General features: G+C 64.4%; 20 protein-coding genes. 13 read left to right on the forward strand and 7 right to left on the reverse strand.

Going from position 1 to position 20157, the window contains the following annotated elements; translation table 11 throughout:
* Window positions 1-104: 104 nt before the first annotated feature.
* The 7 genes from ACXI0U_RS11330 to ACXI0U_RS11360 all read left to right on the forward strand — a co-directional run bounded on the left by ACXI0U_RS11330 (window position 105) and on the right by ACXI0U_RS11360 (window position 6074).
* Window positions 105-2144 (forward strand): TonB-dependent receptor, encoded by a 2040-nt coding sequence (locus ACXI0U_RS11330; protein ID WP_479550264.1) that lies wholly within the window; start codon window positions 105-107, stop codon window positions 2142-2144.
* 55 nt (window positions 2145-2199) lie between these two features.
* Complete coding sequence (locus ACXI0U_RS11335; protein WP_479550265.1) at window positions 2200-2688, forward strand: copper chaperone PCu(A)C; 489 nt, start codon at window positions 2200-2202, stop codon at window positions 2686-2688.
* A 97-nt stretch (window positions 2689-2785) separates the two neighbouring features.
* Window positions 2786-3166 (forward strand): DUF2946 family protein, encoded by a 381-nt coding sequence (locus tag ACXI0U_RS11340; RefSeq protein WP_271658002.1) that lies wholly within the window; start codon window positions 2786-2788, stop codon window positions 3164-3166.
* Between the two features lie 125 nt (window positions 3167-3291).
* Entirely contained in the window at window positions 3292-3651 is a 360-nt protein-coding gene (locus ACXI0U_RS11345; protein ID WP_374980669.1) for a hypothetical protein, read from the forward strand.
* Window positions 3652-3660: 9 nt separating this feature from the next.
* On the forward strand, window positions 3661-4065 hold the full coding sequence (locus ACXI0U_RS11350; RefSeq protein ID WP_081711603.1) for a DUF2946 family protein: 405 nt from the start codon (window positions 3661-3663) through the stop codon (window positions 4063-4065).
* Between the two features lie 159 nt (window positions 4066-4224).
* Window positions 4225-4779 carry a putative natural product biosynthesis protein gene (locus ACXI0U_RS11355; RefSeq protein ID WP_184490080.1) on the forward strand — a complete coding sequence of 185 codons (555 nt, stop codon included), beginning with the start codon at window positions 4225-4227 and terminating at the stop codon, window positions 4777-4779.
* A gap of 1049 nt (window positions 4780-5828) precedes the next feature.
* A complete protein-coding gene (locus ACXI0U_RS11360; RefSeq protein WP_184490081.1) occupies window positions 5829-6074 on the forward strand; it encodes a hypothetical protein in 246 nt (81 codons plus the stop codon).
* Window positions 6075-6154: 80 nt separating this feature from the next.
* Here the strand turns inward: ACXI0U_RS11360 and ACXI0U_RS11365 are convergent, their stop codons facing one another.
* Window positions 6155-6649: a hypothetical protein gene (locus ACXI0U_RS11365; protein ID WP_184490082.1), complete on the reverse strand. Its 495-nt coding sequence runs from the start codon at window positions 6647-6649 to the stop codon at window positions 6155-6157.
* Between the two features lie 347 nt (window positions 6650-6996).
* On the opposite strand from ACXI0U_RS11365, the gene ACXI0U_RS11370 reads away from it, so the two are divergent.
* The 3 genes from ACXI0U_RS11370 to ACXI0U_RS11380 all read left to right on the forward strand — a co-directional run bounded on the left by ACXI0U_RS11370 (window position 6997) and on the right by ACXI0U_RS11380 (window position 9669).
* The gene (locus tag ACXI0U_RS11370) at window positions 6997-7758 is read left to right on the forward strand and encodes a bestrophin-like domain (protein WP_021220142.1); all 762 of its coding nucleotides are present in this window, start codon (window positions 6997-6999) and stop codon (window positions 7756-7758) included.
* Window positions 7759-8016: 258 nt separating this feature from the next.
* Window positions 8017-8577 carry a type 1 glutamine amidotransferase domain-containing protein gene (locus ACXI0U_RS11375; protein WP_431484672.1) on the forward strand — a complete coding sequence of 187 codons (561 nt, stop codon included), beginning with the start codon at window positions 8017-8019 and terminating at the stop codon, window positions 8575-8577.
* Between the two features lie 618 nt (window positions 8578-9195).
* Window positions 9196-9669 carry a hypothetical protein gene (locus tag ACXI0U_RS11380; RefSeq protein WP_374980667.1) on the forward strand — a complete coding sequence of 158 codons (474 nt, stop codon included), beginning with the start codon at window positions 9196-9198 and terminating at the stop codon, window positions 9667-9669.
* Window positions 9670-9724: 55 nt separating this feature from the next.
* Here the strand turns inward: ACXI0U_RS11380 and ACXI0U_RS11385 are convergent, their stop codons facing one another.
* The 3 genes from ACXI0U_RS11385 to ACXI0U_RS11395 all read right to left on the reverse strand — a co-directional run bounded on the left by ACXI0U_RS11385 (window position 9725) and on the right by ACXI0U_RS11395 (window position 12375).
* Window positions 9725-10234 (reverse strand): flavin reductase family protein, encoded by a 510-nt coding sequence (locus ACXI0U_RS11385; protein WP_374980666.1) that lies wholly within the window; start codon window positions 10232-10234, stop codon window positions 9725-9727.
* A gap of 102 nt (window positions 10235-10336) precedes the next feature.
* Window positions 10337-11365, reverse strand: a complete 1029-nt coding sequence (locus ACXI0U_RS11390; RefSeq protein ID WP_431484673.1) for a methionine synthase — start codon at window positions 11363-11365, stop codon at window positions 10337-10339.
* Window positions 11366-11391: 26 nt separating this feature from the next.
* Complete coding sequence (locus ACXI0U_RS11395; RefSeq protein WP_043245576.1) at window positions 11392-12375, reverse strand: DUF1852 domain-containing protein; 984 nt, start codon at window positions 12373-12375, stop codon at window positions 11392-11394.
* A 409-nt stretch (window positions 12376-12784) separates the two neighbouring features.
* Here ACXI0U_RS11395 and ACXI0U_RS11400 point away from each other — a divergent pair, with 409 nt between their 5' ends.
* Window positions 12785-14623 carry an ATP-binding protein gene (locus ACXI0U_RS11400; RefSeq protein WP_479550266.1) on the forward strand — a complete coding sequence of 613 codons (1839 nt, stop codon included), beginning with the start codon at window positions 12785-12787 and terminating at the stop codon, window positions 14621-14623.
* A gap of 132 nt (window positions 14624-14755) precedes the next feature.
* Entirely contained in the window at window positions 14756-15961 is a 1206-nt protein-coding gene (gene chrA, locus ACXI0U_RS11405) for a chromate efflux transporter (RefSeq protein ID WP_479550267.1), read from the forward strand.
* 346 nt (window positions 15962-16307) lie between these two features.
* Here chrA and ACXI0U_RS11410 read toward each other — a convergent pair whose 3' ends face one another.
* Both ACXI0U_RS11410 and ACXI0U_RS11415 read right to left on the reverse strand, forming a co-directional pair.
* Entirely contained in the window at window positions 16308-16778 is a 471-nt protein-coding gene (locus ACXI0U_RS11410; RefSeq protein ID WP_431484676.1) for a hemerythrin domain-containing protein, read from the reverse strand.
* A gap of 153 nt (window positions 16779-16931) precedes the next feature.
* Window positions 16932-17483: a GNAT family N-acetyltransferase gene (locus tag ACXI0U_RS11415; protein WP_479550268.1), complete on the reverse strand. Its 552-nt coding sequence runs from the start codon at window positions 17481-17483 to the stop codon at window positions 16932-16934.
* A gap of 2 nt (window positions 17484-17485) precedes the next feature.
* On the opposite strand from ACXI0U_RS11415, the gene ACXI0U_RS11420 reads away from it, so the two are divergent.
* The gene (locus tag ACXI0U_RS11420) at window positions 17486-17629 is read left to right on the forward strand and encodes a hypothetical protein (RefSeq protein ID WP_479550269.1); all 144 of its coding nucleotides are present in this window, start codon (window positions 17486-17488) and stop codon (window positions 17627-17629) included.
* A 48-nt stretch (window positions 17630-17677) separates the two neighbouring features.
* On the opposite strand, the gene ACXI0U_RS11425 is transcribed toward ACXI0U_RS11420, so the two are convergent.
* Window positions 17678-20122: a PAS domain-containing protein gene (locus ACXI0U_RS11425; protein ID WP_423728549.1), complete on the reverse strand. Its 2445-nt coding sequence runs from the start codon at window positions 20120-20122 to the stop codon at window positions 17678-17680.
* Between the last annotated feature and the right edge of the window lie 35 nt (window positions 20123-20157).

The raw sequence follows: 20157 nt of genomic DNA on the forward strand, positions 1-20157 counted from the left end.
CCTACCCTCGAAGCACACGCGGCATGCGCGCATCCCCCATTGGGAGCGCCCCACCCGTGCTCGTATCAGGCGCCATCAGCGCCTTTGCAAGGCTGATCGACCTTATGCCGTTCAACTCCCGTGCGGGCCTCATGGCCAGCCTGTTCACCTGCTCCGCGCTTTCCGCGGCACTGCTCTGCCCATCCGCCCATGCCGACAGCACGCTCACCCTGGGCACGGTCGAAGTGTCGGGCCAGCAAAGCGGCCCCCTCTCCAGCCGTGACATTCTCAGCTCCGTGGACATCCTCGGCAGCGACGTGCTGCGGCAACAGCCGGTCCAGTACAGCTGGGAGTTGTTCAACCGCGCGCCCGGCGTGATGCTCACCCAGTTCAACCAGGGCACCACCTCCGGCAAGCTGTCGTTCCGTGGCTTCAACGGCGAGGGTGAAGTCAACGCAGTCAAGCTGCTGATCGATGGCATCCCCAGCAACACCAACGACGGCAACATGCCCTTCATCGACATGCTGTTTCCCACCGACATCGAGGACATCGAAGTGGTGCGCGGCACCAATGATCCGCGCTATGGCCTGCACAACATCGCCGGCAATGCCAGCATCCGCACCCGCATGGGCGGCAACGACACACAGCTGCGCCTGCGCAGCGGCAGCTTCGATACCCAGGAGCTGCAGGCCAGCACGGGCATCGAGTCCGGCAACTGGGCGCAAAACTACTTCGTCGCCTACCAGAAAAGCGGTGGCTACCGCGACCACGCCGACAGCGAGCGTCAGAGCTTTGCCGGCAAATGGTTCTACACCGCCGACGCGGGCTGGCGCGCCGGCCTGATCGCCCGCCATTACAGCGCCGATGCCCTGGAAGCCGGCTACCTTGGCCGCGCCGACGCCCATGACGACCCGCGCCAGTCCTACGCCAACAACGCGACCGACCAGGGCAACCGGGAAATGAACCAGCTCAGCCTGCACCTGGACGCCGACCTGGCCGACGACCTCGCCTGGTCCGCCAAGAGCTACGTCAATACCTTCAAGGACCAGCGCTGGACCCAGTACTGGCGCACCGTCAGCCAGCAGGAACGGGTCGCCGACGAGACCCAGTACGGCGCACTCAGCAGCCTGACCTGGCGCCCGGTGGTCAGCGGCCTGCATGACTTCGCCCTGGAGGGTGGAGCGGAAGTCCAACGGCAGGAAAACGAGAGCCTGCGCTACCGCACCCGCCAGCGCACACGCCTGGCCCAGACCCGCGATCAGCGCTTCGACCTGAACATCTACGGCGCCTACGTGCAGACGGTGATCGAGCCGGTGGAATCGCTGCGGCTGGTACCCGCCTACCGGGTCGACCGCCTGTATGGCGACTACAAGAACGGCCTGACCGGCGAACGCGCCGAGGTGAACGACTACGGCAGCATCCGCCAACCCAAGTTCAGCATCGTCTACAGCCCCTGGCGCGAGGCGAGCCTCTACGCCAACTGGGGGCGCACCTTCCAGGTGGGCGTCGGCTCCGGCGCCTATCGCCTGGCCAACCAGAGCGACGACCTCAAGCCTTCGATCAACGAAGGCTGGGAGACCGGCCTGAAATTCAGCCCGGTGCAGTGGCTCGACGGCCGTATCGCCTACTGGGAGCAGCACGCCACCGACGAGGTGCAGCGCAAGCTCAACGACGCCATCGGCGACTCGGAGAACGTCGGCGAGACCCTGCGCCGGGGCTATGACCTGCAGCTGAACCTGAACCCGGACGAGCGCACCCGCATCTGGCTGTCGTACTCGCGGCAGTTCTCCGAAATCCTCCAGCCCAACCCCAACCTACCGGACAGCAAGGGCAAGGAGATGGACCACGTACCGCATCACCTCTACGCCCTGGGCACCGAGTACCAGGCCAGCGAGAAGCTGCAACTGAGCGCCTGGGTCAACGGCCAGAGCGACTATTACCTGGAGCGCACCAACAGCACGGGCTCGTTCGGTGGCTTCGTGCTGCTCAACCTCGGTGCGACCTACCAGGTCAGCGAAAACCTCAGCCTCGACATGCAGGTGAAGAACGTCACCAATCGCTACTACGAGTACGTCTGGTACGACTCGACCGCCGGCGTCCAGCAGTCCCTGCACGCTCCAGGCGATGGCCGAGCCCTGTATGCAGGGCTGACACTGGACTTCTGACACCGGGCCGCCCAGGCGGGCGGCCATTCATTCCAAACGCAAGGGAGACACCCCGATGACACTGTTCAAGGCCCTTCTGCTCAGCGCTCTGATGGCATCGCCGCTGATGGCCGGCGCTCACGAATACGACGTGGGCGACCTGCATGTCGATCATCCATGGGCGCGCGCAACGCCTCCGGTCGCACCGACGGCGGCGGCCTACTTCATCATCCACAACAAGGGAACCGCTGCTGACCGCCTCCTGGGTGCCGAGACGGCTGCCGCCGGTCGCGTCGAACTGCACGAGCACGTACACCAGGACGGGCTGATGAAGATGCAGCACGTCCAGGCCGTGGAGGTGCCCGCCCACGGCGAGGCGAGGTTCGAACCCATGGGCTACCACGTGATGCTGTTCGACCTGAAACAGCCGCTGGCGGAAGGCGAGCGCTTCCCCATGACGCTGCACTTCGAGAAAGCGGGCGACCTCAAGGTCGAGATCGCCGTCCAGAAGGACGCACCCCAGGCCCATGGCGAGCATGAGCACGGAGCCGAGCACAGCCACTAGCGACGGGCACGCGACAGCGAGCGCACGCCTCAGGCGTGACTATGCTCAATGCGAGCGCTGCTCTCGCCGCCACCCACCGACCCTGCGAGCCTGGACCATGAGTGCCGTACGCCGTCACCGCTCGATGATCGCCTGGATGCTCTACGCCTGCGTCCTGTACAGCGCGTTCGCCTGCAGCCTGGGGCATGGCCAGCAGAGCGGCCTGGCGCTGAGCGGTATCGGCGGGCTCTACTGCACAGCCAACGGCGACCTGGGTGCGTCACCGAGCAAGACTCCGGCCGGCACCGGCGGCGCTTCGTCGATGCCGGCCATGGGCTGCCCGCTGTGCAGCGCCTTCACCCTCACCACCCTCCTGCTGGGCGGCCTGTTGCTGCCTGGCAGGCCTGGCGGCCATCCACCGCACCCCGGCGTTGTCGAGGGCCATACCCACCCTCGCCTCACCTGGCCCTCGGCCAACCCCCGCGCGTCCCCCGCCTGACCTTCCCTTTCCCTGCACCGGCAGTCGCTCGCCACTACACGGCGACCACTGCCGATCGACTGACACCCAGCCCGCGCGCCTTCGCCGAGAAGGCACGGTGCCGGGTACCGTGAAGGAGACAGGTCATGAACGACACCAAGGTACTGGTTCTGCCGATCGCCGAGGGCACCTTCGGCAATCCCGCCCGCGCGTCCACGGCGCAGCGCATTGCCGGGATCAGACGCTGGGGAGCGATCGTCTGGCGAGACCATGAGAAACCGGGAGGCGTGCTGCGCGAGTACCTCGCCTCCAGCCGCGAGGGCCGCACGCTGTTCGTGGCGAATCTGCTGGAAGGGGCTTACGTCGAGTTCGCCATCGCCTACCAACGGCAGGGGCGCATCAAGATGCGTCGCTACTACCGGGTCACGGCCGTACTCCCGGACGCCCTGCACCTGCTGGAGGTACGCCAGGACGACCTGCCTTGCAGAGCCGTCCGGGCGGCCTAGGGACGCGCGATGATCTGCTGCGGCATGCGCCGTGAGGCGCATCACAATGCCTGGGTGGCGGCATTCCTGGCGATCGTGCTCAAGGTCATGGCGTTGCCGATGGCCACGGCCTTCGGATCGCTCAGCCTGGAGCAACTGCTGGCCGGGAGCTTCTGCTCGTCGGGTGGTTTGCAGCAGAGCGCCCTGGTACTCGACAAGGACAGTTCCGGCTCGCCCGACGCAGGTGGCACGTCCCACTGCTGCTGCTCACAATCCGTCGGCGCGGCCCCCCTGCCGCCGTCGCCTCTGGCTGCACCGGGGCGGCTCGCGGCACTGCGCCCGACGCCCGCCGCCCATCCCTTCGCGGTCTCGCCCCGCGAGCGCTGGCCCTCGATCAACCCCCGAGCCTCTCCCGTCCTGCCTGGCTGCCCCTGATAGCAACCCCTCGGGCACGGGCTTCAACGCCCATCCGCCCCGAGGTAGACCACGCCTCTGCAAGGACGACACGACATGCTCCACAACAGGCTTGCCACCCGAAGAAACGACCTTCCGACGCCATCCCTCCCCAGCCCCCAACGAGGGGCAGGAGGACAGATGCGCTCGCCGACCCTTGCCACCCGCCCAAGCGGAAACCGTGGCGACTTTCTGCTGCCCTTTCCCGACTACCCCTGCAACGCACGCAGCTTCGTGCACCTGGACGCACGCCTGCTGCCCTACTGGCACACCCTGTTCGATGTGTGCCCGGCTCTGCTCAAGCTGGACGCACCGGAGGGCCTCAATCTGTTCCGCAGCTTCATGACCTGGGCCTACCGCCGCCATCCCCCGCTGGACTGGACCTACTACCTGAGCGTCTGCCGCTGGCTGCTGGAGTCCGAGTACCGGCAACAGGTGCACGAGGAGCATGTGGAGGCGTTCATGGCAGCCGCCGCGGCACGCTGGGTGAACACCGACGACAGCCAGGCCCGGGGGCTCATCCTCATCTGGCGTGAAACCGCGGTGACGGTGACCGACTGGAAGGTCGCGCCCCGGGCGCTTGCGATGGTCGAGGCCGAGGAGGAGCTGCCCGCACCCCACTGGGACTTTGCCTGGAGCCCGCTGGCCGGGCGGGGAGCGAACGGGTTCCGGCGCTGGTTGCCGATTCCCGGCTGAGCCGGCTGCGACAGCCCGCCGCAGCCGCCGCCCGAAGCGTCACGGCGCGCGACGGCGGGTGGGGCTGTGTCAGGCTGTCGCAGTGGCGGCAACCAGGCCCGCCCCCTAGAGTTCGACTGCCGAGGGCGGATGCAGGAAAGAGGCTTCCACGGTTAGCCCGAAGCAGCGACAAGGAGCGGGGACGCTCTGCAAAACCAGCCCTCTTCACGGAGGGCTTTTTATTGTGCGCGGGGTGCGACAGGCTGCCGCACCCAATGGCAGCTAGCTGACGGCCTCTGGGCTCGACGCCCGCCTGCGCAACGAGCGTGGCAAGTTGTCGCATCTCGCCCGTCAAAGGCCCGGGTGCTAACGTTTCCGTGACACGACGGTTTCCTTGGCAGGTACGTCTGGTCAAAGGCCGGGGCTCAAAAAGCCTCGGCCTTTTCACATCACGCAAAAGATAAAGGTGCGCAACGCTGCCACCTGCCGGCAGGGTGTGCGCCCGGCCGGCATTGTGCGCTTTGACCCTGCGCGGAGCTGATCGAGGTGGATGACGCTCTTTTCATCCACCAAACGGTGCTACCGACGAACGCATTGCATGGGCCGTGGCAGGCCTGTCGGTCGGGTGCAACCCAACAACGCCGGTACCAGGCACTCGCGAGTTACACCCGCCCTACGCTGATCCGGGCTGCCTTTCTTTTGGGAGCGGATTCATCCGCGATCAGCCTCACCGCTGGCCTCCGGCCCTCCGATTGACACCCCGCCCCCGAATCCATAACGTTGCCCCGCTGCCCAACCTGGGCAGCCGGGATTGGCGTCCCGATCAAGAGAAGGAGCATGGGCCTCGGTTCAGCTCCTGGCATGGTCGCACCCGTGTTTTTCATGGGAGGACCGTGCAGGGCATCTTCGGATGCGCCGGTTCTCTTGACGGTTACGCCAACCTGCACGGTCCGCCCACCCTGATTGGCGTCAGGGAGCGGTTCTTGGCTCCAAGAGGCTACGACCATGAACTCCATCAAACTCCCCCACCCGCACCTGCCGCTCCTGCGCATCAAAAAGGAGAGATCGGCATGAACAGCGACCTCGAACACCGCCGCCTGCATGAACTCGTCGACCGCCTGGAATCGCGCCTGAATACCGTCCAGGTGCTCGCCGAGGTCATCCTGGACAACGCCGCCATGCGCGAAGGCATACCCGGGCCCTACCTGGATGATTTACGGGAGGGTGCATTGATGGATGCAATGATTCACCTCTGCCGCAGCAACCAGGAAGACTTCCAGCACGTGGCGAAGCTGGCGCAGTTGCCGCTGCGTTGAGGGTGATGTGGCTTTAGGGCCAGGGTCCACCTGCAAGAGGCCGGGGCTCAAAAACCTGGCCTCTCCCTATTACCCAACCGCTAGATATCCGCGACCCTGCCACCGCTGAAGAAGCCCTGAGCAACCACACCGGTTCCATTGGTGGAGTTCTGGCTGGTGCCCCATGTGCTTAGGTGCCCCATCTTCGCCAGCGACTGGATCATCAGGCTGATGGAGCCGGAGACCGAGTGTTGGTAGATGCGCAGCCCCGTTCGCGAGTCGGTCAGCGAGGGCTCGAAATCGAGATCGTTGGTCTCGCAGAGCTGTAACAAGGTAGCGAGAACAGCCTTGGAGAGCGGCGTTTCATCGTCATCGCCGATCACGACCGAGATTTCCTTGGCCGTCTTGATGCTGCCGAGGTTGCTCAACGCTTGGAGGAAGGGGGCTTCGACGCTCTGCGTCCAGCTCTGTGCACTGAACGTACTGCTGATATGGGTCACGAAGATCTTCGGTGGGACTATCACCCCCACCCCGACGCAACCGGACAACCCGTCCGTCCAGAGTGATAGATCGTTGTGGCCGGTTGTGTCGAGCACGACCCATTCGTTCAACCCTACCTTTACGCTCGGCATTGGACTCTCCCTCTCCGCGTGTGGATGTTCATCAGTTGCCCGGGGCCGGGACGTGCGCGGCAGTACCCAATCCGGGCTACACGCCAGACGAGCCTCTGCAGCGGGCCCATCCCTGGCTGGATAGGACAATCCAAGCACATCGGTGCGATGGCGCAACGGCTGTCACCCCACCGGTCGGCCCCATTGCGGGCGGGCGAAAAGTCTGTCTTCCAACTACCTTCCGATAGCAGCAGATGCTGGAGAGACGATGAAGCGGGTGAATCGGCTTTCCCGGGCCACGACCTGTCCACGACACACCGAAGGCGGTACCTATGGAATCAGTTCTGATCGCAGCGGGCGTCTTCGTATGCCTGATACTGGCCTCCCTGCTGATGATGCATTGGTATCCCAAGCTTTCGGCCCGTCACAAGGACGAAGAAACCAACACGGTGGTCCGCCTGGTGGCCAATATCTTCGTGGTCATGACCTCACTGGTGTTCGGCCTCATGATCAATTCGGCAAAGAACACCTTCGAAGCCATCGACACCAACATGCACGCCTACGCCACCAGCCTGATCATCTTTGATCGCACCTTGAAGAATTACGGAGAAGCGGCACAGGAAACCCGCCTGCGCCTGGCTGCGTATGTGGAGCGCGCCATTGCCAATCCCTACCGTGGGGATGAGGCGCTCCAGCATCGGAACAGCCCCGCCACGCAGTTTCTCGACAACATCGGCGTGGCTCTTGCCGCCATCACACCCGGGAGCCGGTATCAGGAAACCCAGCTCACCGATCTTCGTCGCCAATATCACTCGCTCATCGAGCAGCGCTGGAGAATCGTGGAGCAATCCGAAGGCACGATTCCGATGCCGCTGATAGGCATGCTCGTCGCGTGGTTGACGCTTATCTACGCAAGCTTCGGTTATCGGGCGCCACGCAACCCAATGGTGATCGGCATGTTCACCGTGTCCTCCTTGCTGATCGCCACCTCCGTGTATCTGGTGCTGGACATGGACATCCCCTTCCACGGCCCCATCCAGATATCGGACGCCCCCTTGCGCAGGGCATTGGCAGAGATGCAGATGCAGGGGTGACTTCAGCGCATCGCCGGGTGCGGGCGTTCATCTCGGCGGGCAATGGCGCTCTTTCATCCAACGTGCGATGCCGCTCCCGCCCGAAAAGCGAATACCGGGGGCGTAGCGATCACGACGGAACACTTCAAGCCCGTATCGGGTATCCGTCGGGCGAATCGTTCGAACTTATCGGCATGGCCTCTGCCCATTCAGAAGACTCTCGTGTTCTCCAACACGTGTCCCCGCGCCTCGCGAGGCGCTTCTGCGAAGAGGTCCATCATGAGCATGAATCTGCAAGGCAAGAAGGTTCTATTCATCACCGCCAACACCGGGATCGAGCGCGATGAGCTGCTCAAGCCCATGGAGGCCCTGAAGACCCAGGGAGCCAAGGTGATGCATGCGACGGTCAAGGGTGGCGAAGCCCAGACCTGGGTCCAGGACAGTGAAAAAGACGTGACGGTGAATTCGGACACGACCCTCAAGGGCCTGGGCGCGAGCGGTTTCGACCTGCTGGTGATCCCGGGCGGTACGGTGAATGCCGATACGCTGCGCCAGGATGCGGACGCCCAACGCCTGGTGCAGGAGTTCGCCTCGGCGGGCAAGCCGGTCGCGGCGATCTGCCATGGGCCCTGGCTGCTGATCGACGCTGGCGTGGTCGACAGCAAATCACTGACCTCCTACTCCAGCGTGCGTATCGACCTGGTCAATGCCGGTGCGAGCTGGGTAGATGCAGAAGTAAAGGTTTGCCCGGGCAAGGGCTGGACCCTGATCACCTCGCGCAACCCCAACGACCTGCCCGCCTTCAACGCGGCCATCGGCAAGGCCCTGCAGGCGGCCTGATCGTCTACAAAGAGCGCCGCCGAGCACGTCACGGCGGCGAGCCAGGGCCACCTCTTTGTGGGAGCGGATTCATCCGCGATCAGCTTCACCGACGAACCGTTGGGCCTTGCTGCGCTCGGCGCCAACCTACGACGCACACCCCAACCGGGGTGCCGCCGGGAGTACATGGCGCCGATCGTGATTGGCCTGTAGGTCGGGTGCAACCCGGCGTTTGTGATGATGGGTTTCGCTGCGCTCTCGGAGCGCCGCCCGACGCATCCTACGGCGCTGGCACCACCCACTATGCCCACCCATGTGTAGGGTGGATGACGCTCTTTTCATCCACCGAGCGGTGCCACTGGCGAGCACATCGCGTGGTCCGTGAATGCGCGCGCCGGCCCGGTTGAGTCTCCAGCACACACTCGCCCGCCGCCCCCGAACCCGCCTGTTACCCAGGTGCCCGCCGCTGAAGGCGAGCGCGCCGCACCCCAGCCTTTGGCTTGGCTTACAGCCGGCAGGCCTCACCTAGCCTCAACGGACTGTCCAGCAACGCTGGAGAGAAGGAGCAGTTACCCAAACGGCAGTTTGCAGGGAAGAACGCGCGAACCTCTGCAAGATCAGAGCGAACAGGGACACGACATGAACGCCTATTTCAAACCGCTATGCGCCTTCGTTTTGGCAGCCCTTTGCAGCATCGCCCAAGCAGCGACATTGTTGCCGCCAAGCACGCCGTTCACGGCCTACGGCATGTTTACATTGCAGTCCGGAACCATCCCGACCACAACCTGCAACATCAGCCTCTCCGGCACGACGGGCACCAGCAACACGGCAAGCATCACCACGGTGAGCATTACCGGCACAGGCTTTTGCCCGGCCATCACTGCCTCCTGGCTGCCCTGGACCTGGACAGCGACGAGCACCACGGCGGCGACCCTCTCGGGGGTCAAGCTGTTGGTCCAAGGGAAGTCCTGCACCATTTCCTCCGCGACGCTTAACGGGTCGTGGTCGAACGCCTCCAACACACTTTCCTTCTCGCCCAACCAGTTCTTTGGCGACTGCATCCTCGGGAACCTGCGCTTCAGTCCATCGCCCATGTTCACCGTCGTGCCTTGATCGAAGGTGCCGGCTTTACCAGTGCCCGGCACCGACTCGAACAGCGCGGCGCCGCTCACACCGCGCTATGGCCGGCGAGGTTGCGGTACTGCCCTTTGAAGTACAGCAGGGGCTGCGTGGCCGCGGCATCCGGCAGGCTCAACGCCTTCACTTCACCGATCACGATCAGGTGATCGCCGGCGGCATGTTCGGCGTGGATTTCGCAATCCAGCCAATGCAGGCTGCCGGCGATGATGGGGTTGCCCAACGGCGATTCCTGCCATTCGACACCCTGCCATTTGTCCGTGCCTTTGCGGGCGAACTGGTTGGACAGGGTGGCCTGTTCACCCGAGAGGATGTTGACCAGGAAGCGGCCGGCCTGGCGGATTCTGGGGTAGCTGGCCGAACTGCACATGACGCTGAACGACACCAGCGGTGGGCTCATCGACACGCTGTAGAACGACTGGCAGGTGAAGCCGACCGGCTCGCCATCGTGATGCGAGGTGATCACCGTGATACCGGATGCGTAATGCCCGAGCGCTTCGCGAAAGCGGCAGGGCTCGATGGCCGTACGAGGGAGTGACATGGCAGGTCCTGGACAGTGGGTGCAGCTCGGAGGTGCAAAGGAGGGTTTGAGCGGCGACGGGCTTCAGCCCTCCCCTGCACCGCGTCCGAATTCAATTCGGCACTAGGCCAGGAGTTCCCTGCGGACGATATCTGCTCCGGCACTCAGGGCATTGAGCTTGCCCCGTGCAACCCGACGGGACAGGGGCGCCATGCCGCAGTTGGTGCACGGGCAAAGCTTGTCGGCATCGACGAACTGCAGGGCTTTGCGCAGGGTGTCGGCGACCTGCTCCGGGGTTTCGATACTGTCGGATGCCACGTCGATGGCCCCCACCATCACCTTCTTGCCCCGCACGAGTTCCAGCAGCTCCATGGGCACGCGGGAGTTCTGGCATTCCAGCGAAATGATGTCGAGGCTGGACGCTTGCAGCTTGGGGAAGATCTCTTCGTATTGCCGCCACTCCGACCCGAGGGTTTTCTTCCAGTCGGTATTGGCCTTGATGCCGTAGCCATAGCAGATGTGCACGGCGGTTTCGCACTTGAGCCCTTCGACAGCGCGTTCCAGGGCAGCGATGCCCCAGTCATTCACCTCATCGAAGAACACGTTGAAGGCGGGCTCGTCGAACTGAATGATATCGACGCCGGCAGCCTCCAGCTCCTTGGCTTCCTGGTTGAGGATCTTGGCGAACTCCCAGGCCAGTTTTTCGCGGCTTTTGTAGTGGGCGTCGTACAGCGTGTCGATCATCGTCATGGGGCCTGGCAGCGCCCACTTGATGGGTTGCTGGGTCTGCTGACGCAGGAATTTGGCATCTTCCACGAAGACCGGCTTCTGTCGGCTTACAGCGCCCACGACCGTCGGCACGCTGGCGTCGTAGCGATCACGGATCCGAACCGTCTCGCGCTTTTCGAAATCAACGCCGTCGAGGTGCTCGATGAAGGTGGTGACGAAGTGCTGACGCGACTGCTCGCCGTCACTGACGATGTCGATACCGGCCTGTTGTTGTTCCTGCAACGACAGGCGCAGCGCATCCTGCTTGCCTTCGATCAACGCCTCGTCCTGCAACTTCCAGGGGGACCAGAGCGTCTCGGGCTGCGCCAGCCAGGAGGGTTTGGGCAAGCTGCCGGCAGTCGACGTGGGGAGTAATTTTTTCACGATGGATGACCTTGTAGATTGATGAGTCAAAGAGCGCAGCCGGCGGACCACTGCTGAAGAATGCTGTGGTACGGCTTGATGAAGTGCTCTTCGACGAACTTCCCTTGTTCGATAGCCAGCCGGCTGCGCTCTTCCCGGTCGTAGACAATCCGGGTCAGCGAGTAGTCCTCGTGCTTAAGGCTCGGCTGATAGGATTTGCCCGCTGCGGAGTTCGCGTTGTAGATCTCGGGCCGGTAGATCTTCTGGAAGGTGTCCATCGTGCTGATGGTGCTGATGAGTTCGAGGTTGGTGTAATCACCCAGCAGGTCGCCAGCGAAATAGAAGGCCAACGGCGCCACGCTGTTCGGCGGCATGAAGTAGCGCACCTTGAGGCCCATCTTCTGGAAGTACTCATCCGTCAGGGAGTACTCATCCTGCAGGTATTCGAAGCCCAGTACGGGGTGCTGGTTCTCTGTCCGGTGGTAGGTCTTGCTGCTGGAAACGCTCAGGCAGATGACGGGCAGCTTCTTGAAGTGCTCGCTGTAGGCATCCGAGTTCAGGAAGCACTTGAACAGCTTCCCATGCAGATCGCCAAAATCATCTGGCGTGCTGAAGCCGGCCTGGCTCTTGTTGTGCTCCAGCAGCAGTACGCTGAAGTCATAGTCACGCACATAGGAGGAGAAGTTGTTCCCCACGATGCCTTCGATACGCTCGCCGGTCTTGCGGTCGACGATATTGGTTTTCAATATCTCGATCAGCGGCAGCGCATTGTCGCTGCCCGCCACATCGATATTCATTTCAACGGAAATGATTTCCAGCTCGACGGCATAACGATCGCCCTTGGGGTTGTCCCAATGCGCCAGGGCATTGAAACGGTTGTCGATCATTTTCAACGCGTTGCGCAGGTTCTCCTGGCGGCTCTCGCCCCTGGCCAGGTTGGCGAAGTTGGTAGTGATGCGCGTGTTTTCGGAGGGGTGGTAGTTCTCGTCGAAACGAATACTCTTAATGGCAAAGGTGAAGTCGTTGTTCATCGCAATCCGGCACCTGAATGCTTGAGAGAAACCTGAGTCTGCTCTGTACTTGCACAGCACTTTTCAGCTTTCTTCTGGTTGTTTCCGCTCAGCGATATTTAGATTCACTGAAAGTAAAACCATTCTATGCAGCGCCATTAATTGATTGAAAATGAAATGATCTCACCGGGTCATTAGCCACGCTCATGACGTCATCCACGGGTTTTAATGGCCGGATGATCAGGCTCTGGAATGCCCGTTGCCCCTGTAGAGAAAGAGCGATAGGCAGACGGGCCTCCGACCACGACCATGCCGTCGTCAGTGGGAGTTATTGCAACTGATGACGCTGACGCAGCGGCCCACTGCGTCGCGCTGGAAGGCGTTTATTGCTAGGCTGCGCCAACCTGCCTCCAGCTCCCCAGGAGCCCCCATGCCCTCCCCGCATCCCACCGCCTCGGCGGAGCCTTCTTCGGCCGTTTCCGGCAGCTCGGGGAATGACCTTTCCGACATCGAACTTCTGCACCAGATCAGCATCGCCCTGATTGGCGAGCAGGATCGCGAAGCGCTCTACGGCAAGATCGTCGACGCGGCAGTGACCATCACCGGCTCGCAGTTCGGGACGATGCAGCGGCTTTGCCCTGATGGCCACATTTCAGGGCACGGGGGTGAACTCCAGCTTCTGTGTTCACGCGGGCTGCCGCCCGAGGCAGTTGGCTTTTGGCAATGGGTGAGCCCCAACGCCTACAGCAGCTGCACCATGGCGCTGAAGCTCGGCGAGCGGGCGGTGATCCCCGACTTCGAGCAATGGGACGCCATCGCCGGCACCGAAGACCTGCTCGCCTTCCGTCGCACCGGCATCCGCTCCGCCCAGACAACGCCACTGATTTCACGCAGCGGCAACCTGCTGGGGATGATCTCCACGCACTGGCGAGAGCCCCACGAGCCCTCGCAGCGGGACCGGCGCCTGCTCGACATCCTGGCGCGGCAGGCGGCCGACCTGCTGGAGCGCACGATAGCCGAGGAGGCCTTGCGCCAGGCCGAGGTCGACCTACGCGGCCTCAACGAGACGCTGGAGCAGCGCGTGGCCGAGCGTACGGCCGAGCTGATGCATGCCGAGGAAAAGCTCCGCCAGTCCCAGAAAATGGAAGCGGTCGGCCAACTGACCGGTGGCCTCGCCCACGACTTCAACAACCTGCTGGCGGGGATCGCAGGCTCCCTGGAGCTGATGGGCAAGCGCATTGGCCAGGGCCGCGTCAACGACATCGACAAGTACATGGCGATGGCACAGAGCGCCACCAAGCGCGCCGCAGCGCTGACCCACCGGCTACTCGCCTTCTCGCGCCGGCAGACGCTGGAGCCCCGCCCCACCAATGTGAACGCACTGGTGCATGGGATGACGGAGCTGATCAACCGCACCGTGGGGCCCGCCATCCAGCTTGAAACGCGAAACGCCCCGGAGCTGTGGCCGGCGTTCGTCGACGCCAGCCAGCTGGAGAACGCCCTGCTCAACCTGTGCATCAACGCCCGCGACGCCATGCCGGATGGCGGCTGCATCACCCTCAGGACGGCCAACCTGGTGCTGGACCACGAGGCGGCCCAGGTCCACGACATGCCGGAGGGGTATTACCTCAGCCTGTGCGTGAGCGACACAGGCACCGGCATGACGCCCGATGTGATGGCCCATGCCTTCGAGCCCTTCTTCACCACCAAGCCCATCGGCCAGGGCACCGGGCTGGGGCTTTCGATGATCTACGGCTTCGCCCAGCAATCCGGTGGGCAGGTGCGCATCAGCTCCACGGTGGGTGAAGGCACCCGGGTGGTGATCTACCTGCCCCGCCACGACGGCGACGCCCCCGATGATGAGCATGCGCCCTGCGTAACCGACACGGCGATCACGCAGCACGGCGAGACGGTGCTGCTGGTGGACGACGAGCCGGCGGTACGCATGCTGATGGCCGATGTGCTGAACGAGCTCGGGTACACGGTGATCGAGGCGGCCGACGGCGCTGCCGGGCTGAAGCTGCTGCGCTCCGATGTGCTGATCGACCTGCTGATCACAGACGTCGGCCTGCCCGGCGGCATGAACGGGCGGCAGATGGCCGATGCCGGCCGCGAGCTTCGCCCCGGTCTCAAGACCCTGTTCATCACCGGCTACGCCGAGAGCGTATTCACCGGCAATACCCCGCTGCAGCCGGCCATGCACGTGCTGACGAAGCCCTTTTCCGTGGATGCCCTCGGCAGCCGGGTGCGCGAGCTGCTGGCGCTTTAGCGGCCCCGTTCCACCGCGCAAGGGCGTTGCCCAGGGCGATTGGAATCGCTCCGGCCTGGGCCGCAGGAACCCATGGAATACCGACACGGCCGCGCCGCATAATCAGCCGCACCGCTTCCAGAACCCCATGAGATGACACCGCCTGCACACCGCGACCCGACGCCCTGGGCCGTCTTCCTGATCTTCCTGCGCCTCGGGCTCACCAGCTTCGGTGGGCCGGTGGCGCACTTGGCCTATTTCCGTGACGAGTTCGTCACGCGCCGGCGCTGGCTGAGCGAGCGCAGCTATGCCGACCTGTTGGCGCTCTGCCAGTTTTTGCCCGGGCCGGCCAGCAGCCAGGTGGGCATGGCGCTGGGGCTCGGCCGTTGCGGCTACCTCGGCGCACTGGCGGCCTGGGTGGGCTTCACCCTGCCATCGGCGGTGCTGCTGATGCTGCTTGCCCTGGGCATCACGGAGCATGGCGATGCCATTCCCGAGGGTGCCGTGCACGGGCTGAAAGTGGTGGCGGTGGCCGTGGTGGCACAGGCGGTGTGGGGCATGGGACGCAACCTGTGCCCGGACGCGCCGCGCGTGGCGATCATGGCCGTGGCGGCGGGGCTCGCCTTGCTGGCGCCCCTTGCCTGGAGCCAGGTGGCGATCATGCTCGGCGCCGCGGTGCTCGGGCTGCTGGTGTTCCGCCCGCCCCCGGGTGCCGCCCATGACCCGCTGCCGATCCGCATCGGCAAGCGCTCCGCCGTGCTGTGGCTGGGGCTGTTCTTCGCCCTGCTGGTGGCCTTGCCGCTGTTGAGCCGGCTCTACCCTGCCCCCTGGCTGGCCATCATCGACGCCTTCTACCGCAGCGGTGCCCTGGTGTTCGGCGGCGGCCATCTGGTGCTGCCGGTGCTGCACAACGAGGTGGTGCCGCCGGGCTGGGTCAGCGAGACAACCTTCGTGGCCGGCTATGGGGCCGCGCAGGCGGTTCCGGGGCCGCTGTTCACCTTCGCGGCATTCCTGGGCGCGGCCATGAGCCACTTCCCGTCGCCCTGGGTGGGCGGGCTGGTTTGCCTGGCGGCGATCTTCCTCCCTGCCTTCCTGCTGGTGGCCGGCACGCTGCCGTTCTGGGAGCAGGTGCGCCACAACACCCGCATGCAGGCGGCGATGATGGGCCTCAACGCCGCCGTGGTCGGCCTGCTGCTGGCCGCCCTCTACGACCCGGTATGGACCAGTGCAATCCACCAACCGGCGGACCTCGCCCTGGCACTGCCCGCGCTACTGGCGTTGACGTGGCTGAAGCTGCCGCCCTGGCTGGTGGTGATCGCCAGCAGCGCGGCGGGTTGGGCGTTGTCGGTGGTGGGCTGACGGTCGCGTTTCACATCCCGCCTGGGTGCTCGAACGGAGCTCCGTTGGTGGACAGGAAGAGCGCTGTCCACCCTACGAAAGCCACTCCGCATCCATGCCTGAATGTAGGGTGGATGGCGCTTTTACATCCACCACGCGCGCTCGACCGGAGCTCCGTTGGTGGACAAAAAGAGCGTTGTCCACCCTACAAAAGCCACTCGCAGTCATGCCTGGAGGTAGGGTGGATGTCGCTTTTTACATCCACCAAGCGCGTTTGACCGGGGCTCCGTTGGTGGACAAAAAAGCGTTGTCCACCCGAAAAGCAGCTTCGCAGTCTTGGGCTGCGGCGTGAAAGGCTGGTCGCGGTTCAGGCCGCGTGGCGTTGCAGATCCTGCTTCATGGATTTTTTCAGTGCTTCCATCTCGGCTCCCAGCTCGGCGAGTTTCTGCTTGCCCAGCAGCTTGACGGCCTTGGGGAACATCTCGGTTTCCTCTTCCTCGATGTGGTGCTCCAGCAGCTCCTTGAGCACCTTGGCGCGGCCGGCGAATTCGAGGGAAGACGGCGAGGTCTGCTTGAGGTCCGGCAGCACCAGGGAGTCGACCGTGCGGTGCTCCTCCTTGGCCTCGGCCGACATGATGGTCTCGTCCTTGCCACCGGCGGCTTTGAAGGCGGGGTAGAAAATCTGTTCTTCGAGGGTGGTGTGCACCAGCAGCTCCACCTCGATCTTGCGCAGCAGCTCGGTGCGCGTCTTCACCCCGCGCTCGGTGGTGCTGCCGAGTCGTTCGAGAAGGGCTTTCACGGTGACGTGGTCCTGCTTGAGCAGTTCGATCGCATTCATGGTCATGTCCTCATCGGTTGTGGAGGCCGGTTCATGCCGGCGCCTCTCATAAGAACTGACGCGTGTGCCCTCGGCTTGTTCAAGGTGTTTGCAAGGCCGGGGAAGTTGGATTGGCATCGCGCCCACCCGGTTGGCGTCCGGCCAGGAGCGGTACTACTGATTCGAACAGCGCTTCGTCATGGTCGTGTACGAGAAAGACTGCCCATCGATCTTGAACATCTGCGGCACCTCTCCCACCTGGATGAAGCCTGCCTGCCGGTAGAGGGCAATGGCTGCTGCATTGCTGCCAAGCACTTGCAGGTCGATCCACTCCAGCAGGGCCGTGGATGCAGCCCATCGCCCAGCCTGCTCGATCAGCAAAGCGCCCAGCCCACGGCGTCGGTGGGCGCAGTGCACACCCATGCCCAGCAGGCAGCGATGAGTCGCGTAGCGCTCGGCGTGGCTGCGGAGGTCGATGTGCCCGGCGATCTGCCCATCCTCGGCTCGCGCGACCCAGGCCCGGCGCCAACCGGGCTCGCCGAGCGCTATCACCAAGCCAGCGCGGAACGCCGCTTTCCGCTCAGGCGGGTAGGAGGACGCGCTGCGCGACAAAGGCTGGAAATAGCCGACTTCCGGCGAGCCGTTCTCGCGCAGGTGATCGTCGAGATAGGCCATGAACGCATCGAAGTCGGCAGGTGAAACAGCGTTTATGGAGTATGTCTGCATGAATGAACCGCCTGTTGGCCAAGGTGTTTCAAGAGTGCCGGCTGCAGGGGTGTTCTGATTGGCCAGCGGCTAAAACCATTCAATATGCAGCTATCCATCAGCCGCAGCGTTTTTACACAGCCAGGGCCGCAAGCAGCCTGCTGTGATCCCCGGCGTTCAACCAGAAGAAGTACCACAGCCCCAGGGTGCTTTGACTAGCCCACCACCAACCCACGCACCCTCGCCACCAGCGCTTCGAGGGTGAAGGGCTTGGTCAGCACCTCCATCCCCGGGCCGAGGTAGCTGGGTTCGAAGACGGCATTTTCGGCGTAGCCGGTGATGAACAGGGTCTTCAGGCCGGGGCGGATCTCCCGTCCGGCGTCTGCCATCTGCCGGCCATTCATGCCACCGGGCAAACCGACGTCGGTGATCAGCAGGTCGATGTGCACATCCGAGCGCAGTACCTTGAGCCCGGCCAGGCTGTCGGCCGCTTCGATCAGGGTGTAGCCCAGGTCGCCCAGTGCTTCCGTCAGCAGCATGCGCACCGACGGCTCGTCGTCGACCACCAGGATGGTTTCGCCGGTTTCGGCACGGGCGGAAGGGTTGCCGGGCGTCTCGGCCTCCTCCCCGCTCATGTCGCCGTGATAGCGCGGGAGGTAGATGCTGACGGTGGAGCCCCGACCCGGCGTCGAGTGGATGCGCACCTGCCCGCCGGATTGCTGGGCGAAGCCGTAGATCATCGAGAGGCCCAGGCCGGTGCCCTGGCCGATGGGTTTGGTGGTGAAGAACGGATCGAAGGCCTTGGCCATGGTTTCCGCCGTCATGCCGATGCCGTTGTCGGTCACCGACAGGCACAGGTATTCACCCTCGGGGAGGTCGAGTGCGCGGGCCGCACTCGGGTCCAGCATCAGGTTGGTGGTTTCAACCGTGATGGAGCCGCCCTCGGGCATGGCATCGCGCGCGTTGAGGCACAGGTTGAGCAGCGCATTCTCCAGTTGGCTCGCATCCACCAGCGCACGCCACAAGGTGGCCGCGCCGGAGGTCTCGACACGGATGCTGGGCCCCACGGTGCGCTGGATCAGCTCGGTCATCCCGGCAATCAGCAGGTTCACGTCGGTGGCCCGCGGAGCCAGCGTCTGCCGCCGGGAGAAGGCCAGGAGCCGATGGGTCAGGGCCGCTGCTCGCTTGGCCGCGCCCTGGGCGGTGCCGATGTACCGTTCGATGTCCTGCCAGCGCCCCTGGGCGATGCGCAGGCCCATCAGGTCGAGGGCGCCGGAGATGCCCGCCAGCAGGTTGTTGAAGTCGTGGGCCAGGCCGCCGGTGAGCTGACCCACGGCTTCCATCTTCTGCGACTGTCGCAACTTTTCCTCGGCCTGCATCAGCTCGGCCGAACGCTCGGCGACCCGCTGTTCCAGGGTGTCGGTGAAGGCACGCAGGGCGGCGATCGCCCGGTCGCGCTCGGCCTCGACGGCGCGGCGCCCTTCGACGTCGATGAGCACGCCGGGGAAGTTGAGCGGGCTGCCGTCATCGGCCAGCTCCACGCGCCCGTTCGCTTCGATCCAGTAGTAATTGCCGTCTCTGCGACGGACCCGGTACTGGTGGGCGTAGGCGCCGCCACGGGCGATGACTTCGTCTATTGCCGCGATCAGGCCTTCGCGGTCCTCGGGGTGCACGTTGGCAATGATCTGTTCGAGGGCAAGGCCCTCGCGGCCCAGCGCCGGGTCCAGGCCGAAGGAGTCGGCGAAGGGCTTGTCGACGGTGAAGCTGTCGGTGGGCAGGTGCCAGTGCCAGGTGCCGATGATGGCGCCGGCCGCCAGGGCCAGTTGCACGCGCTCGCCGTTCTCGCGGGCCTGGGCCTCGCTGATGCGCAGGCGCTCCTCGGCGTCACGCCGCTGGGTGACGTCGCTGAAGATGATGGCGATCTGGCGCTCGGCCGGCTCGCCGATCCGCACCGCGCGTACGTCGAACCAGCGCTCGAAGGCCTTGGCGTAGTTTTCGAAATTGGCCGGCTCGCCGGTCTTGGCCACGTGGCCGTAGGTTTCGAACCAGAAGCGCTCGAGATCGGGGGCGAACTCGGTGACCCACTTGCCGCGCAGGTTCACACCCGACTCGCGCTCGAACGCCGCGTTGGCCTCGACGAAGCGGTAGTCCACCGGCTCGTCGTTTTCGTCGAACTTCACCTGCACGATGGCGAAGGCCGCCTCGGTGGTTTCCAGCACCGTTCTGAAACGCTCCTCGCTGCGCAGCAACGCCGCCTCGGCGGTGCGTACCTTGGTGCGGTCCAGCATCGCGCCGATCATGCGCAGCGCCCGGCCTTGCGCGTCCCGGATCACATGGCCGCGGTCGAGCACCTCGGCGTAGGAACCGTCGTGGCAGCGGAAGCGGTAACCGTCCGACCAGGCCGTGCCGGTGCCGTCGATCACCGCGTGGATGGAGGCGCTGATGCGCTCCCGGTCATCGGGGTGGATCTGCGCGATCCACCAGTCGCCCGTCGGCTCGACGCTATTGGCGGGGTGACCGTAGGCGTGCTCCAGAGCATCGTTCCACAGCACGTGGTTGGCGAGCAGGTCCCAGTCCCAGATGGCGTCGTTAGTGGCCTTGGCGGCCAGGCGGTAACGTTCCAGGGTTTCGTCCCGCGCGAGTTCGGCGGGTTGCCGCATACCCGCCCGCGCCGCATCCAGCGCGGCGCGCAGGC

The sequence above is a fragment of the Pseudomonas sp. C9D1 genome, assembly GCF_056491235.1.